General features: G+C 50.5%; 15 protein-coding genes and 1 other RNA gene. 14 read left to right on the top strand and 2 right to left on the bottom strand.

Going from position 1 to position 16155, the window contains the following annotated elements; all coding sequences use genetic code 11:
• Positions 1–163 precede the first annotated feature (163 nt).
• From KNO91_RS01405 to KNO91_RS01415, 3 genes are all read left to right on the top strand, one after another.
• The gene (locus KNO91_RS01405; RefSeq protein ID WP_214815775.1) at positions 164–1378 is read left to right on the top strand and encodes a DASH family cryptochrome; all 1215 of its coding nucleotides are present in this window, start codon (positions 164–166) and stop codon (positions 1376–1378) included.
• 74 nt (positions 1379–1452) lie between these two features.
• Positions 1453–1639, top strand: a non-coding RNA gene (gene ssrS / locus KNO91_RS01410) — 6S RNA.
• 95 nt (positions 1640–1734) lie between these two features.
• Positions 1735–2502 carry a tRNA threonylcarbamoyladenosine dehydratase gene (locus tag KNO91_RS01415; RefSeq protein ID WP_214687847.1) on the top strand — a complete coding sequence of 256 codons (768 nt, stop codon included), beginning with the start codon at positions 1735–1737 and terminating at the stop codon, positions 2500–2502.
• Positions 2503–2514: 12 nt separating this feature from the next.
• Here the strand turns inward: KNO91_RS01415 and KNO91_RS01420 are convergent, their stop codons facing one another.
• A complete protein-coding gene (locus KNO91_RS01420; protein WP_214815778.1) occupies positions 2515–3831 on the bottom strand; it encodes a replication-associated recombination protein A in 1317 nt (438 codons plus the stop codon).
• 60 nt (positions 3832–3891) lie between these two features.
• On the opposite strand from KNO91_RS01420, the gene cymR reads away from it, so the two are divergent.
• The 4 genes from cymR to KNO91_RS01440 are packed head-to-tail and all read left to right on the top strand — an operon-like array spanning position 3892 to position 7246.
• The gene (gene cymR, locus KNO91_RS01425) at positions 3892–4299 is read left to right on the top strand and encodes a cysteine metabolism transcriptional regulator CymR (RefSeq protein ID WP_074037447.1); all 408 of its coding nucleotides are present in this window, start codon (positions 3892–3894) and stop codon (positions 4297–4299) included.
• Positions 4300–4316: 17 nt separating this feature from the next.
• Complete coding sequence (locus KNO91_RS01430; RefSeq protein ID WP_214789258.1) at positions 4317–5453, top strand: cysteine desulfurase family protein; 1137 nt, start codon at positions 4317–4319, stop codon at positions 5451–5453.
• Positions 5454–6575, top strand: coding sequence for a tRNA 2-thiouridine(34) synthase MnmA (mnmA, locus tag KNO91_RS01435; protein ID WP_214789256.1), 1122 nt, complete (start codon positions 5454–5456; stop codon positions 6573–6575).
• An 11-nt stretch (positions 6576–6586) separates the two neighbouring features.
• On the top strand, positions 6587–7246 hold the full coding sequence (locus KNO91_RS01440) for a tetratricopeptide repeat protein (RefSeq protein WP_031421459.1): 660 nt from the start codon (positions 6587–6589) through the stop codon (positions 7244–7246).
• Between the two features lie 60 nt (positions 7247–7306).
• On the opposite strand, the gene KNO91_RS01445 is transcribed toward KNO91_RS01440, so the two are convergent.
• Positions 7307–7855: a VOC family protein gene (locus tag KNO91_RS01445; protein WP_214789251.1), complete on the bottom strand. Its 549-nt coding sequence runs from the start codon at positions 7853–7855 to the stop codon at positions 7307–7309.
• A gap of 115 nt (positions 7856–7970) precedes the next feature.
• Between KNO91_RS01445 and KNO91_RS01450 the strand changes: the two genes are divergently transcribed.
• The 7 genes from KNO91_RS01450 (at position 7971) to mltG (ending at position 16136) form a co-directional block, all read left to right on the top strand.
• Positions 7971–8657: a hypothetical protein gene (locus KNO91_RS01450; protein ID WP_214794274.1), complete on the top strand. Its 687-nt coding sequence runs from the start codon at positions 7971–7973 to the stop codon at positions 8655–8657.
• A gap of 70 nt (positions 8658–8727) precedes the next feature.
• Positions 8728–10935, top strand: coding sequence for an SF1B family DNA helicase RecD2 (recD2, locus tag KNO91_RS01455; protein ID WP_251126505.1), 2208 nt, complete (start codon positions 8728–8730; stop codon positions 10933–10935).
• Positions 10936–11244: 309 nt separating this feature from the next.
• Positions 11245–13887 carry an alanine--tRNA ligase gene (alaS, locus tag KNO91_RS01460; RefSeq protein WP_214789245.1) on the top strand — a complete coding sequence of 881 codons (2643 nt, stop codon included), beginning with the start codon at positions 11245–11247 and terminating at the stop codon, positions 13885–13887.
• A gap of 37 nt (positions 13888–13924) precedes the next feature.
• Positions 13925–14191 carry an IreB family regulatory phosphoprotein gene (locus tag KNO91_RS01465; protein WP_015881196.1) on the top strand — a complete coding sequence of 89 codons (267 nt, stop codon included), beginning with the start codon at positions 13925–13927 and terminating at the stop codon, positions 14189–14191.
• A 1-nt stretch (position 14192) separates the two neighbouring features.
• Positions 14193–14615 carry a Holliday junction resolvase RuvX gene (gene ruvX / locus KNO91_RS01470; RefSeq protein ID WP_214789243.1) on the top strand — a complete coding sequence of 141 codons (423 nt, stop codon included), beginning with the start codon at positions 14193–14195 and terminating at the stop codon, positions 14613–14615.
• Between the two features lie 14 nt (positions 14616–14629).
• Positions 14630–14926 carry a DUF1292 domain-containing protein gene (locus KNO91_RS01475; RefSeq protein WP_078146594.1) on the top strand — a complete coding sequence of 99 codons (297 nt, stop codon included), beginning with the start codon at positions 14630–14632 and terminating at the stop codon, positions 14924–14926.
• 67 nt (positions 14927–14993) lie between these two features.
• The gene (gene mltG, locus KNO91_RS01480) at positions 14994–16136 is read left to right on the top strand and encodes an endolytic transglycosylase MltG (RefSeq protein WP_214794270.1); all 1143 of its coding nucleotides are present in this window, start codon (positions 14994–14996) and stop codon (positions 16134–16136) included.
• The last annotated feature ends 19 nt before the right edge of the window (positions 16137–16155 follow it).

The following is a 16155-nucleotide window of genomic DNA, read 5'->3' on the forward strand; positions in this document are numbered from 1 at the left end:
TCAATGTTCCCATTTTGCCTTTCTTAGCCATAATGCTGCACCCCTTTCTCTTCTAGATGAATATATTCCACACAATTTGATTTTAAAAACATGTCTTTAGCACATTCCGTTTTCGTGAACCGAGCGTCAACCCATCATACTAAGGAGTGGAGGAGGTCTAGTTATGAAAACAATCATTTGGTACCAAAACGATTTACGCGTGGATGATCATTTGCCGCTCGAGGAAGCGTTGCGATATGACGACCCGATTGAAGGTCATTTTTTCATCAGCCCAAAACAGCTCGTTGAAAATCGCTTTGGCGTCATTCCGCTCGGGAACGAACGACTCCATTTCCTGAAGGAGTCGCTAGAAGACGTGGCAGGTTCGTTAGACGCACTCGGGATCCCATTCTTTGTTCATGTCGGTCATCCGCTCGAGACGCTCGACCCGAGCGACCGTCTCTTGTTTCAACGAGCCGTCGGGTACAATGAGCGTCGGCGTGAAGAAGAAGTGATGAAAAAATGGAAGGGGGAGTACGAGACGTTCGGTGGATTCACGTTATTTGAAGAGGACGATATCCCGTTTGAGAAAATGCCCTTTTTATTCACAGAGTTCCGGAAAGCCGTCGAATATGATGTTCGTCCTCGCGAGCTCGTCTCTCGAAAGGCGACTGCCGCCACGCGCGACGTGACGTTCCCTTTCCCGTTTCAAGAAATCGAGAAAGACCCGAGGACTGCGTTTCCGTTCAAAGGTGGCGAATTGGCTGCGAAGCGCCGATTGAATGACTATCTGTCCGTGCCGATTCGAACGTATAAAGAGACGCGGAACGGTTTTGGTGTCGATGACTCGACGAAGCTATCTGCCTATTTGGCGAACGGATCGCTATCACCACGACGGGTGTTCTTTGAACTCGAGGCACATGAACGAACACATGGGGTGAACGAATCGACGTATTGGCTCTATTTTGAACTTCTGTGGCGGGAATTCTTTCAATGGGTCGCGCTTGAACAAGGGAAACGCTTGTTTCGGACGCAAGGAATCCGGACGAAGCGAAAAGACTGGCGAGTCGATGCGGATGTCATTGAAAAATGGAGACGGGGAGAGACGGGTGTCGATTTCGTAGATGCATTCATGCGCGAACTGAATGCGACGGGATGGATGTCCAATCGGGGACGACAAATCGTTGCCAATTATTTCGCCAAAGAGTTAGAGCAAGACTGGCGTTACGGGGCTGCCTACTTTGAATCGAAACTGATCGATTACGATGTCGCAAGCAATTACGGCAACTGGGCGTACCAAGCGGGTGTCGGAAACGACTCACGAAATCGACGTTTCAACATCGAGCGTCAACAGTTCACGTACGATCCAGATGGTGCGTTTCGTAACAGGTGGTTGTGACCAAACTGTCACGAGAAGTCGGTGTTTCTCATTGACTTCTTTTTACAGAAGCGCTATAGTTAAATCAACAGATGGGATACCTGAGGTGTACGAGAGCCGCCTTCGTTATTTTGAGCCAACACTTTGAATACGGGAGACCGAACTGCTAACCAGATCAACTGCCTCATCACGTGCAGGAGGACTTGTGAAGGAAACGCTAGGTCACCCACCTGCATACGCAGGTTCAAAAGCAAGGCATCGTCACGGCACTCCGGGCCCCATCGATTTTTTTGTAAATACGTCGCGAGACGTCTTTTTTTTGAATATAATTCCGAGTAAAATAGTATGAGAAAATAGAATTAGTTGGAGGAAGAAACATGTTACACCAGTTTTCACGAAATGAATTGGCCATCGGTTCTGAAGGCCTGGATGCTCTAAAGAATAAAACGGTCGCGATTTTAGGTGTCGGCGGCGTCGGCTCGTTTGCGGCAGAGGCACTTGCGCGCAGTGGCGTCGGACGTATCGTCCTCGTCGACAAAGATGATATCGACATCACGAACGTCAACCGTCAAATCCACGCATTATTGTCGACAGTCGGTCAACCGAAAGTCGAAGCGATGGGGAAACGTCTCCTCGACATCAACCCGGACTTAGACCTCGTCCAATTGAAGATGTTCTATACAGAAGAGACGTATGAAGAGTTCTTCGCTCAAAACATCGACTACGTCATCGATGCGTCAGACACGATCATCTATAAGATTCATTTAATCGTGGAATGTAAACGTCGCGGCATCCCGGTCATCTCGAGCATGGGGATGGCGAATAAGATGGATCCGACACGCATCAAAGTCGTCGACATTAAAGATACGTCATATGACCCGATTGCGAAGATGGTCCGCACACGTTTGCGTAAAGAAAAAATCTATAAAGGCGTCCCAGTCGTCTTCTCAGACGAATCTCCAATCGTGACACGCGAAGATGTGAACGAGGTCGTCGGGAAAAAAGACGCTCCGATTCGGAAAGCAAAGATGCCACCGAGCTCGAACGCATTCGTCCCATCGGTTGCAGGACTCGTCGCTGCGGGTTACGTCATCAATGACTTGCTCGAAAAAGCGGGCGTCGAAATCAACCGCATCCAAAAATAAAACGACGCTGGCTCATTTCGAGTCGCGTCGTTTTTCCCAATAATCGAGCCGTTTTTGAATTTGTTGCTCGAATCCACGTGGCGTCGGTATATAGTAATTAGGTCGTTTTCTAGCCAAGTTTTCTGGCCAGTAGTTTTGAGGGACGAACCCGTCTTTTTCATCGTGCGGATATTTGTAACCGACCCCGTTTCCAAGTTCACGTGCTCCTGGACTGTGGGCGTCGCGCAAATGTACGGGCACAGGTCCACCCTCGACTGTACGGACGTGGTGAAGCGCCTTATCGATGGCGGTGATAACCGCATTCGATTTTGGAGCGGTCGCCAAGTACAGAACGGCTTCTGCGATCGGTATGCGAGCTTCTGGGAAACCGATGTACTCACTCGCTCGTGCTGCCGCATCGACGATCAGTAGCGCGTTCGGGTCGCTCATTCCGATATCCTCGGCAGCATGGACGTAAAGACGACGCATGATGAAGCGCGGTGACTCACCAGCCTCAATCATGACAGCGAGCCAGTAAAGCGCCGCATCCGGGTCCGAACCGCGAATCGATTTGATGAACGCCGAGATCACGTCGTAGTGTCGGTCGCCTGTCTTATCGTACTTGATCGACTTTTGTTGAATCGACTCTTCCGCGACCTCGAGCGTGATGTGAATCTGTCCATCTATCTCTGGTGTTGTCAAGACGGCGAGTTCGAGTGCGTTCAATAGGACACGGTAGTCACCATCCGCCATTTTGATATAATGGTCTGCAGCAGCTTCATCCATCTTCACCGGATAGTTTCCGAGACCGCGTGAGTCGTGTAGCGCCCGTTCGAGAACAGTGCGTAATTCCTCGGCACCCGGTGGTTCAAGCCGAAAGACGGTCGCTCGTGACAAGAGGGCGGCGTTCACTTCAAAGCTCGGGTTTTCGGTCGTCGCTCCGATGAGGACGAGCTTGCCGGACTCCAGAGCAGGGAGGAGCGCGTCTTGCTGAAGCTTATTGAATCGATGGATCTCATCTAAAAAGAGAATTGTTCGTTCGTCCTCATAGTCAAACCGGGACTCGGCCTCACGAATGACGTTCCGCAATTCCTCGAGTTTGGCCGTGACGGCGTTCAATTGGACGAATGTCGCTTTCGTGTAATTCGAAATGACACGGGCGAGTGTCGTCTTCCCGGTTCCAGGTGGACCATAAAGAATAATCGTACCGAGTCGGTCGGCTTCGATGGCACGACGAAGTAGCTTGCCCTCGCCAACAATATGGCGCTGTCCGATGACGTCATCTAACGTTTCGGGGCGCATCCGGTTGGCGAGTGGTCCGCCATTCGATTGATGAAATAGATCAGGCATACGTAACCATTCCTTTCGACAAACGTTTGTTCGATTAGTATAACAGAAGGAGACTTGAAGATGAAAATATCTACAAAAGGCCGTTATGGCTTGACGATTATGATTGCGTTGGCGCGCGAGACTGATAATAAACCGCTCAGTTTAAAAAAGATCGCGGCACGACATGAATTGCCAGAGCATTATTTAGAGCAATTGATCGGGCCACTCCGTAACGGTGGACTCGTCAAGAGCGTGCGTGGTGCGTATGGCGGCTATCAGCTCGTCAAACCGCCAGAAGAAGTGACAGCGGGTGAAATCATTCGCTTGCTTGAAGGACCGCTCGCTATCGTCGAAGAATCTGAAGCAGATGATGCGGTGAAACGGAAGCTTTGGGATAAAATCAAAGAAGCCATTGATACCGTCCTTGACGAAACGACACTCGCTGACCTCGCTGAGGAAGAGTCAGACGGCTATATGTTTTATATTTAATAATGAGGTGACTTTAGATGAACTATTTTGATCACGCTGCGACGACACCGATGCGACCAGAAGTCCTCGAAGCGATGACACCCTACTTTTTAGATACGTACGGGAACGCATCGAGCATCCACGGGATTGGACGTAACGCCCGGGCGGCGCTCGATTCGTCACGTCGTGTCCTTGCGAAATGGATCGGTGCTTCACCGAACGAGATCGTCTTTACGTCAGGTGGGACAGAGTCGGATAATTATGCCTTGTTCGGTGCGGCATATGCCCATCAAGAAAAAGGAAAACATATCATCACGACGAAAGTCGAACATCACGCCGTTCTTCACGCGATGGAGCAACTCGAACGCGAGGGCTTCGATGTCACGTATCTCGATGTCGAAGCGTCGGGAGCCGTCACTGTCGACGCGGTGCGTGCGGCATTACGGGATGACACGATTCTCGTATCGGTCATGTACGGTAACAACGAGGTCGGGACACGTCAACCGATTCAGGAGATCGGGGAGTTGTTACAAGACCATCAAGCCATCTTTCATACCGATGCGGTACAAGCGCTCGGTACAGAAATGATTGATGTGAAGGCAGTTCATGTCGATTTATTGTCGGCATCCGCACATAAAGTGAATGGACCGAAAGGTATCGGTTTTCTTTTCATGAAAACAGGTGTAAAATTAGCGTCACGTTCTTTTGGTGGACAACAAGAACGTAAACGTCGAGCCGGCACGGAAAATGTTCCGGGTGCCGTCGGATTCCAAAAAGCAGCTGAACTCGTCATGGCAGAACGTGAGACCCGAGTGGCTCATTATGAGTCGCTCGATACGGCGCTCCGTCAGCGCCTTGACGAACTAGGCGTAACTTATGAGGTGAACGGGTCGAATCGTTTACCTCACATCGTGAATTTATACCTTCCTGGAATTGACCTTGAACCCTTCCTCATCATGATGGATATGCGGGGCATGGCGATTTCGAGCGGAAGTGCCTGCACGGCGGGGTCGGTTGAACCGTCCCATGTATTGTCGGCGATGTACGGGGATTCAGAACGGACGCGTCAGTCTGTTCGAATCAGTTTTGGCCACGGCAACTCGGTCGAGGACGCGAAACGGCTCGCGGAGCGACTACAAGAAGTCGTCTCGACATTTATGAACGGAGTGAGATAGATGAATTTACGCACGAAAGCCCCTGAAGAGACGACAGTCGTCGTCGGTATGTCAGGTGGCGTCGATTCATCGGTGACGGCCCATGTGTTGAAAGAGCAAGGGTACAACGTCATCGGGATTTTTATGAAAAACTGGGATGACACAGACGAGAACGGTGTGTGTACGGCGACAGAAGACTATGAAGACGTCATCGCCGTCGCGAACCAAATCGGGATCCCTTACTATGCGGTCAACTTCGAGAAAGAATATTGGGATCGCGTATTTGAATATTTCTTGGCGGAATATCGTCTCGGTCGCACCCCGAACCCGGACGTCATGTGTAACAAAGAGATCAAATTCAAGGCATTCCTTGACCATGCCCTTCGACTCGGTGCGGACTTTGTCGCGACAGGTCATTACGCCCAAGTGGAATATGTCGACGGAGAACACCGCTTGTTGCGTGGGAAAGACGACAATAAAGACCAGACGTATTTCTTGAATCAATTGTCACAAGATCAGCTCGCGCGGACGATGTTCCCAATCGGTCATATGGACAAGAAAGATGTGCGTGTGATTGCTGAAGAAGCAGGCCTTGCAACGGCGAAGAAAAAAGATTCGACCGGGATCTGCTTTATCGGTGAACGGAACTTTAAAGAGTTCTTATCGGAATACCTTCCGTCACAACCTGGTGAGATGCGGACGCTCGACGGTGTCGTCAAAGGACGTCACGACGGCTTGATGTATTATACGCTCGGACAGCGTCACGGTCTCGGAATCGGTGGCGACGGGGACCCTTGGTTCGTCGTCGGAAAAGATGTCGAGAATAACGTCTTGTTCGTCGGACAAGGCTTCCATCACGACGCACTCTATTCAGATGCGCTTCTCGCTTCAAAACTCTCTTGGACGGGGGCTGCTCCGACTGGCGAGTTCCGGGCGACGGCGAAATTCCGCTATCGTCAACAAGACGTGCCGGTCACGGTCGCCCCGCTTGAAAACGGAGAAGTACTCGTCAAGTTCGATGAGCCGCAACGTGCCATCACACCTGGACAAGCGGTCGTCTTCTATGATGGCGACGTCTGTCTCGGTGGGGCGACAATCGACGAAGCGTATCGAAACGGGAAACGACTCGACTATATCGGATGAGGTGATTGAATATGAACGCAAACGAACAAGGCATCCAAGCGATGCAGCAAGGTGAATTCGAACAGGCGGCCAAACATTTCAATGAGGCGATTGAAGCGAACCCGACGGACCCGACTGGCTTCGTCAACATGGGAACGTTGCTTCAGGCCATCAACGACTACGATCGTGCCGTCATTTTCTATGACAAGGCGATCGAACTCGATGGTTCGTTCGGTGCCGCGCACTATGCGAAAGGTGCTCTCGCTTATGAACTCGAGCAATTGGAGTCGGCGGAGGCCTCACTACGTCAAGCGCTCCTGTCTGGAATGGACGATGCCGATCTTCATTTCATGCTCGGCTTAACGTACAAAGCGATGGGTGACTTCGTTCGTGCGATGCCACGCCTGCGCGAAGCGAAAAAGCAATCGCCTGAAGACGTAGAAATTACGTTCCAGTACGGACTCGCACTCGCACAAAGTGAACAGTTAGAAGAGGCGGTCGTCGCATTAGAAGAGACGCTCGACCTCGATGCAAGCCATACAGACGCTCGCTATAACTTGGCAATCGCTTATGCGTTCTTAGGTGACCAGGAACGGACGTATGCGGAGCTTCAACGTGTCTTGGAGATGCAACCAGATCACGAACTCGCACGAGACGCCATCGCGAAGATGGATGCACTGCTCGGAAACTAATCTCTTGAATAGGAAAGTGCCATCGCAATGGAGCGATGGCACTTTTTTTGGTGCTCGTGATTAAAGTTGTTTCGTCGTAATCTTGACGGGTTCCCCGGCGAAATCACCGTAAGCCTCGTCCATATTTTTTGTGTACAATTCAATAATGTTATGGCTCGGGTCTTTGAAGTACGCCGACCGTTCTTTCCCGTTCTTCGTTTCATCTTCGTCCCACGTCCGTAATTTTACGGGTACATCGGTCTCATCCAAAATCTCGAGTGCCTTTTCAAACGACTCCATCGGCACGAAGAACGCGCAGTGGACGTGGACTCCACCTTCATCATAGAGCGTGTCCCACTCGGTCACGTCTTGTTTTCGATTGGCGTCCTCTTCCTCGGTGAAATCTCGCTTTAGCCAAAGTCCAAGTCGTGTGTTTCCTCCGATATAGAGCCACGTTGCCCACGGCTCATTTGCCTGTTCTTGCGATTCACTCGGTTCCGCATCGTCTCCCACCCATTGTTCGACGACGGGGAGACCTAATTTTTCAGACCAAAACGAAACGGCTTCTTCCATATCTGTCACTTCTAATACAAGCTCACATAGACCGCTGACTGGAATTCGTTTACCCATATATGACGCCTCCTTCAATGTGTCATTCGAACAGTTCCCGCTTTCCATCAATCAAAAACGCGACTAGCTGTCTGAAAGTGAGGGAATGACAACTTATAGAAGGAGGTCGAATCGTTTGCGAAAATATAGCATGGTCAGTGTCATCTTGTTTTTCATAATCGAGTATGTATGGTTCACGCAATTATTTGAAACGGTAAATCAGCGACTTGCTGAAGGAAAGTGGACGAACACGATTTTATATCAAGTGGTCGTCGAGCCGCGTGGACTATTAACGTTACTACTCATTCTGTTTGTGGCGCTTCTCGTTGTCGGGTGGGGTGTCCATTATGTGTACTCGGAACAAAAGTCTTGGCAACTCACGTCGGAACATGTCGGGGTCGGATGGTTCGTTCCATTGCTTCTTGCGATTCTAGGGTTGTTGATTCCAAACGTATATGTCCAAGTCGGGATCTTGCTCTTACAATTGACGTTCATTCCGCTCATCCCGTTCATCGGACAGACCGTCCCGTTTTGGAAAGTCGTCACGAATTGGTTGATTCAACTAGCGGTCATCGGTCTCGTCTTATTTGGAGCTAGAGGGATGTTGGAGGATTCGATTCGTATCGAGAAGACCGAACTCTTTACAAAACTTGAAGCGTACGAGGCGTCAGGTGATTTGGATCGGATACAACGTTTAATAGAAGAGGTGGATCTCGAACAAGTCGAGCGCATCTTGGACCGAGTCGACCTTGAACAACTCATTCGCATATTAGAAGTCGTCGACCTCGACAGAATCGAGCAAATCTTGAGTCTGTTCGACTAGGGCATTTGTTCAATCGATTCATCTCGGGCTATAATGAATGATGGAAAAATAGCTGGAGGTGTCGGATATGATGGCAGCACCTTACGAGTTGACTGGAAAAGTCATTCGAGTCCTGTTTCAATCAGAAGAAGAAGCGCACACCATTGCGCTCGTCAGAATAAAAGAAAAGAATTTTGAGACGGACGAGACCGAGATGGTCATCGCTGGCGTCGGAGTCGGCATCGAAAAGGGAGAGACGTATAAAGCGCACGGTCGCCTCGTCGAGCATCCTCGATTCGGGAAACAGATGAAAGCGGATTGGATTCGTCGCGTCGTTCCGATGACAAAACGTGCCGCCGTCCGTTTTTTGACGAACGGTTCCTTCCCTGGGATTGGTCAAAAGACCGCTCAAAAGATTGCGGATACACTCGGGGATGATTGTATCGACCAAATCGTGAAGCATCCGAGTATTCTCTCGGAAGTCGACGGATTGAAAGAAAAGCAGGCGCGCGTCATTACGGAACGTCTGAACGTCTTGTATGGCGTCGACCAACTGTTGTTGTTTCTCGCCCCATTCGACGTCACGCCGCGTCTCGCCTCGAAAATTCATAAAGAATATGAAGGACGGGCGATGGAAACGATTGAGAAGAATCCGTATGCGCTCATGTATGATGTGCAAGGAATCGGATTCAAGACAGCGGATGCCATCGCCGCGCATTTTGGGATTCAAGGGATTCATCCCGAACGTATCGCGGCAGCGGTCCTTTACGTGTTGGAACTCGAACAAGGGAACGGTCATTTGTATGTGACAGCGGAGCAACTCGAAGCGGAGATGCCACGTATCATCGGGGCGGACCCAGGCGACGCGCTCGTCACAGCATTAGAATCGCTCGCAAAAGAAGAACGGGTCGTCATCGATGACGGCGTCGTCTATCACCCTCGCGTGTTCCGCGCCGAACGGAAGGCGGCAGAAGAGTTGGCGCGCATCATGGCGACATCGACGACGGAGGACGTGGATATGACGACAATCTTTGACGCGGTCGGGCGTGTCGAAGAAATGTTCTCAATCGAATACGCGACACAACAACGAGAGGCAATCGAACTCGCGCTCAAATCACCGCTCATGGTCCTCACGGGAGGTCCGGGTACCGGGAAGACGACGGTCGTCCGAGGCATCATTCATGCACTGAGTGACGTCTTCGACTGGAAACTCGAACCCGTCCCGAACCAACCGTTCCCGTTCGTGTTGGCCGCACCGACGGGTCGTGCCGCAAAACGACTCAGTGAATCGACGGGTCTCCCGGCATCGACGATTCACCGTCTGTTGAAGTTTGACGGAAGTTCGTTCCAAGTCGATGAGACGAATCCGCTCGTGGGAAAAGTACTCATTGTCGACGAGGCATCGATGATTGATATTTTCTTGTTCAGGAGCTTGCTGAAGGCGGTACCGAACGGCATGAAGATTTTGTTCGTCGGTGACCGCGATCAGCTTCCTTCGGTCGGTCCGGGTCAAGTGCTCGCTGATTTGATGGCGACGGACGGGATTCCGGTCGTCCGACTCGACGTCGTCCACCGTCAGGCGTCGGAGTCGAGCATCTTGCGACTCGCCCATTCGTTGAACGCTAAAAAAATGCCGGAAGATTTATTGGCGGCGCTCCCGGATCGTCGATTCTATACGGCGAACCAAGAGACGGCGCTTCAAGCGATTTGTCAGATGGCAGGTGCGGCCCTTCGGAAAGGCTATTCGCCATTTGATATCCAAGTGCTCGCTCCGACGTATCGAGGTGTGTGTGGAATCGACGGGTTGAACGAGGCGCTCCAAAACGTATTCAATCCGAAATCGGGCGCCCGTGAAGTGAAGCACGGGACACGTATTTACCGAAACGGCGATAAAGTGCTACAACTCGTCAACAACGCCGAAGAGAACGTCTATAACGGAGATATCGGTGAAATCACAAATATTTTCTTCGCAAAAGAGAACGTCGATAAAGTCGATAAGATTTATATCCGATTCGATCAGACAGAAGTCGAATATAACCGCAGTGAATGGGACCAGTTCACCCATGCGTATGCGATCACGATTCATAAGTCGCAAGGTTCCGAATTCCCGATCGTGCTCATGCCGGTCTTCTTCACGGGAGGCTTCCGCTCGTCGCGGAACTTGATTTATACGGCCGTCACGCGAGCGAAGAAAAGTTTACTGTTGTTTGGAGACGTACGAGCGCTCGAGGCAGCGACACGGGAAGAAGAGCCGGTTCGTCGAACGAAATTGGTGGAACGCTTAGGCGGGAAGTCTTGACGTCTTCATAAGCGCGTGTGATAATGACGAATAGATAACTGAAACGATACAGACGATGAAGGAAATGAGTACGTCGTCACCGCCTCTACAGAGACATCTTCCTTGGCTGCGAGAAGATGGAGGTCGGCCGACCGAAGCTATTCTGGAGTCCCCACTCAACCTGGGCGCCTCATCCACGTTAACGGATGTTCGAGGCACGGTGTTTACCGTGCGAACGAGGGTGGTACCACGAAGCGATGCTTTCGTCCCTTTCCACAGGGGCAGGCATCGCTTTTTTTCGTTTCGTTCAGAAATAAGGAGGAATTGTTCATGAAACCGCTCAAATCATTGACTGGCGCACAGATTCGCCAAATGTACTTAGATTTCTTCAAATCAAAAGGTCACAGCGTTGAGCCGAGTGCGTCACTCGTACCGGTCGAAGACCCTACCCTTTTATGGATTAACTCAGGTGTCGCGACATTGAAGAAATACTTTGATGGACGTGTCATCCCGGCAAACCCACGTATCGTCAACGCACAAAAATCCATTCGTACGAACGATATCGAGAACGTCGGGAAGACGGCACGTCACCATACGTTCTTCGAGATGCTCGGGAACTTCTCAGTCGGAGAATACTTCCGCGAAGAAGCGATCACATGGGGCTGGGAACTGTTGACGAGTGATGAATGGTACGGTCTCGACCCGGACCGTCTCTCGGTCACAATCCACCCAGACGATGAAGAATCAAAACAAATCTGGTTGAACCTCGGCATGCCGGCTGACCGCATCATCCCACTTGAAGATAACTTCTGGGAAATCGGGGAAGGCCCATCTGGTCCGAACACCGAAATTTTCTTCGACCGTGGTCCTGCGTTCGGAGACGACCCGACAGATCCTGAACTCTACCCAGGCGGGGAGAACGAGCGTTACCTTGAAATTTGGAACATCGTATTCAGCCAATATAACCATGACGGACACGGGAACTACACAGAGCTTCCACGTAAAAACATTGATACGGGGATGGGACTCGAACGGATGGCGAGCGTCCTTCAAGACGTACCGACAAACTTCGATACAGACCTCTTCATGCCAATTATTCGTGAAACAGAAAAAATCAGTGGAGACGTGTATCGTCAAGACAGCAGCAAGGATGTGGCGTTCAAAGTCATCGCTGACCACATCCGTACCGTATCGTTCGCGATTGGTGACGGTGCACTCCCGTCTAACGAAGGACGTGGATATGTCCTCCGTCGTCTTCTCCGTCGTGCGGTCCGCTATGCGAAGATGCTAGGCATCGAGCGCCCGTTCATGCACGAACTCGTGGACGTCGTCGGTGACATCATGGTCGACTTCTATCCACAAGTGAACGAGAAGAAAGACTTCATCAAAAAAGTCATCAAGAACGAGGAAGAGCGTTTCCATGAAACGTTGAACGACGGACTCGCAATCTTGAACGAAGTCGCGAAAGCGCAAAAAGCTGCAGGTTCAAACGTGATCAGTGGTCAAGATGCGTTCCGTCTCTATGACACATACGGCTTCCCACTCGAATTGACAATCGAATATGCAGAAGACCATCACATGACGGTCGATGAAGACGGCTTCAAGGAAGCGATGAACGAGCAACGTGAACGTGCACGTCAAGCACGCGCTGACGTCGAATCGATGCAAATCCAATCTGGCGTACTCGCGGATATTACGATGCCATCGACGTTCCTCGGATACAACAATCTTGAGACGAACGCGAAAATCGTCAGCTTGATTCACGACGGGGAACTCGTCGACGTGGTTGCTGCAGGAGAAGAAGCGCAAGTGATCCTTGATCAAACGCCATTCTATGCAGAGAGCGGCGGTCAAATCGGGGACAAAGGACAAATCGTTGGGGAAGACTTCCTTCTTCGCGTGAAAGATGTCTCGAAAGCACCGAACGGCCAAAACTTGCATACGGTCACAGTCGAGTCAGGCGTCGCGAAAGCGGAAGTGGCAGTGACAGCGACGGTTGACCAAGACTCACGTCAAGCGATTGTGAAGAACCATACCGCGACGCACCTCTTGCATCGTGCACTCAAAGACACGCTCGGTGAGCATGTCAATCAGGCAGGGTCACTCGTGACACCAGACCGTCTTCGTTTTGACTTCTCTCACTTCGGACAAGTGACACCAGAAGAGCTTCAATCGATTGAGCGTCAAGTGAACGAGAAGATTTGGGCGTCGATTGGTGTCGACATCGAAGAGATGAACATCGCTGATGCGAAAGCAAAAGGGGCGATGGCACTCTTCGGCGAGAAATACGGCGATGTCGTTCGCGTCGTATCTGCTGGAGATTACTCGGTTGAACTTTGCGGTGGATGCCACGTATCCAATACGGCTGAAATCGGACTCTTTAAAATCTTGTCTGAGTCAGGAATTGGCGCAGGAACACGTCGAATCGAAGCGGTCACAGGGGCTGGCGCATACGAAGTGATGAACCAGCAAATCGAGACGCTCGAAGCGGCGGCGAAACTGTTGAAAACGAAACCACTCGAAGTTCCAGCACGTGTTCAAGCACTTCAGGCTGAAATCAAAGACGTGGAGCGTGCTTCAGAGTCGCTCAAAGCGAAACTCGCGAACATCGAAGCTTCTTCATTGACGGATGCGATCGAGACAATCGGTGACGTCCAATTGATCGCGAAGCGTGTCGATGGACAAGACATGGATGCCCTCCGAAGCATGGTCGACGATTTGAAAGGAAAACTCGGCTCTGCCGTGATCATCCTTGGGTCGGCGAACGGTGAGAAGGTCAACCTCGTCGCAGGTGTGACGAAAGACTTGAACGACCGTGGCTTCCATGCCGGAAAACTCATTAAAGAAGTCGCAACACGCTGTGGCGGCGGTGGTGGCGGACGTCCAGACATGGCACAAGCAGGTGGCCGTGACGCAACAAAACTGGACGAAGCATTGAAGTTTGCTTCACATTACGTTCAATCACTGGCATAATAGAGTGTGAAGTGCAAACGGAAAGAGGTGGATTCTTGTGAGCCAAATGGATCGCACGATGCAATTCAATTTTCCAGAAGATGATCAACGTGCTAACACACGTGAGACGCTGATTACGGTATATCAAGCACTCGAGGAAAAAGGTTATCAACCGATCAATCAAATCGTGGGATACTTATTATCAGGTGACCCCGCCTACATCCCACGTCATAATGATGCGCGAAACTTGATTCGCAAAATTGAGCGGGATGAACTTCTCGAAGAGTTGGTCAAATCGTATTTGAACGATCGTAGAGAGGATTAATATGAAGCGAGTCATGGGACTCGATGTCGGATCGAAGACAATTGGTGTCGCAGTAAGTGACCTGATGGGATGGACGGCGCAAGGTGTGGAAACGGTCTACTGGACTGAACCCGACTTTGACGAAGCCGTCCGTCTCCTTCGTCCGTTTATCGAGCAGTACGATGTGAAAGAAGTCGTCGTCGGTCATCCGAAAAACATGAACGGGACAATCGGTCCGCGTGGTGAGGCGTCTGAGGCATTTGCCGAGGCGTTCACAGAGCAGACAGGCTTACCTTGCGTGTTGGTGGATGAACGATTAACGACGATGCAAGCGGAACGGATGCTCATTTCAGCAGATGTAAGCCGCAAAAAGAGAAAAGCGGTCATCGACAAAATGGCGGCCGTGATGATTTTACAAAACTACCTGGATCGTTCCGGGAAATAAAGGAGGAATCTCTCATGGCAGAAATCCGTCGTGAAGAAGAAATGTACCGTATTCCAGATGAAAATGGAGACGAGCATTTATTTGCAGAAATTTTCCGTATGACAAGCGACCGTTCGAAGAAGACATTCGTCGTGCTCGAACCGGTTGGCGCTCCGGAAACAGAAGATGAAGACACAATCGAAGTATACGCATTTGAAATTGAAGAACTTGAAGATGGCGAATTCATCTTGAAGCTCGTCGAAGACGATGAAGACTTCGAAGAGGTCATGGAAGCATTCGATATCGTCAATGACGAAGTCGGTCTAGACTAAATAGGGGATGGGCGGCTAGGGATCTCCCTCGTCGCCTCTCTTTATAAAATGAACAGGGGAGAAATGCATGAATCATCCATCTATGTCAGATGAGAAACGTGCCCGCAACCGGATCGTCCGTCGCATCACGGTTGTCATCCTTGCCATCTTCCTTCTCGTCATCGCCACAGGCTCGGCACTCGCTTATGTGTTCGTGAAGCGCTCCGTCGAACCGATTGATCCAACATCGACTGAAACAGTTGAGGTCGAAGTCCCGCTCGGAGCTGGTTCGGGATATATTGGTGAATTACTTGAAGAGAATGGGCTTGTAAGGAGTAGCACGATTTTCCGTTTCTATACGCGTTTTAAAAACGAATCATCGTTCCAAGCGGGGACGTATACGTTGTCACCGTCTCAATCAATCGATGAGTTGATTGAAACGTTGCAAACAGGTAAAGTCATTGTGGTTCCTGATATCAAGCTTGTCATTCCGGAAGGATTCACAATCGACCAAGTCATCGCACGACTTGCGAAAGAGGCCGATATTCCAAAAGAACAGATTTCTGAACAATTGAGCGACCGTGAATATATCAGTTCGCTCGTGAACGAGCATGAGATGTTGACGGAAGAAGTATTGCAGGAAGGCATTTATCATCCGCTTGAAGGATACCTGTTCCCAGCAACGTATGAATTCAATAAAGGGGTAACGCTCACTGAAATCATCGATGAGATGCTACTCCCGACTGAAAGCATGTATCAAGAGTACAAAGGTCGTTTGGCCGATTCAGGACGTACGTTCCATGAGACGCTCGCGCTCGCATCGGTTGTCGAGAAAGAGGCCGTGTCAACGGAAGACCGAAAAGAGATTGCCGGTGTCTTTGAGAATCGTCTGAACGATGGTATGAAACTACAGTCTGACCCGACCGTCTGGTACGGTACAGGGGAGACGTCGATTTTCACTTCATTCGCAGACCTAGAGAACGATTCCTTATATAACACGTATCGTTATGAAGGAATTCCGATCGGTCCAATCGCGGCTGTTAGTCGTGATGCGTTTGAGGCGGTACTCAATCCAAATGATACGGAGAACATCTACTTCTATGCACGCCCTCCACGTGAAGGATTCCCGAATGGGGAAGTATTGTTCGAAGTGAACTATGAGGACCATCAACAAAACGTCAATAAATACCGTTCCGAATGGGAAGCGTTTGAAGAAGCGAACAGTAATTGATGGGACGACCGGAAGCGGA

Origin of the sequence: Exiguobacterium sp. s59, from assembly GCF_018617475.1 — a bacterium.
GTDB classification, from domain to species: Bacteria; Bacillota; Bacilli; order Exiguobacteriales; family Exiguobacteriaceae; genus Exiguobacterium; species Exiguobacterium aestuarii.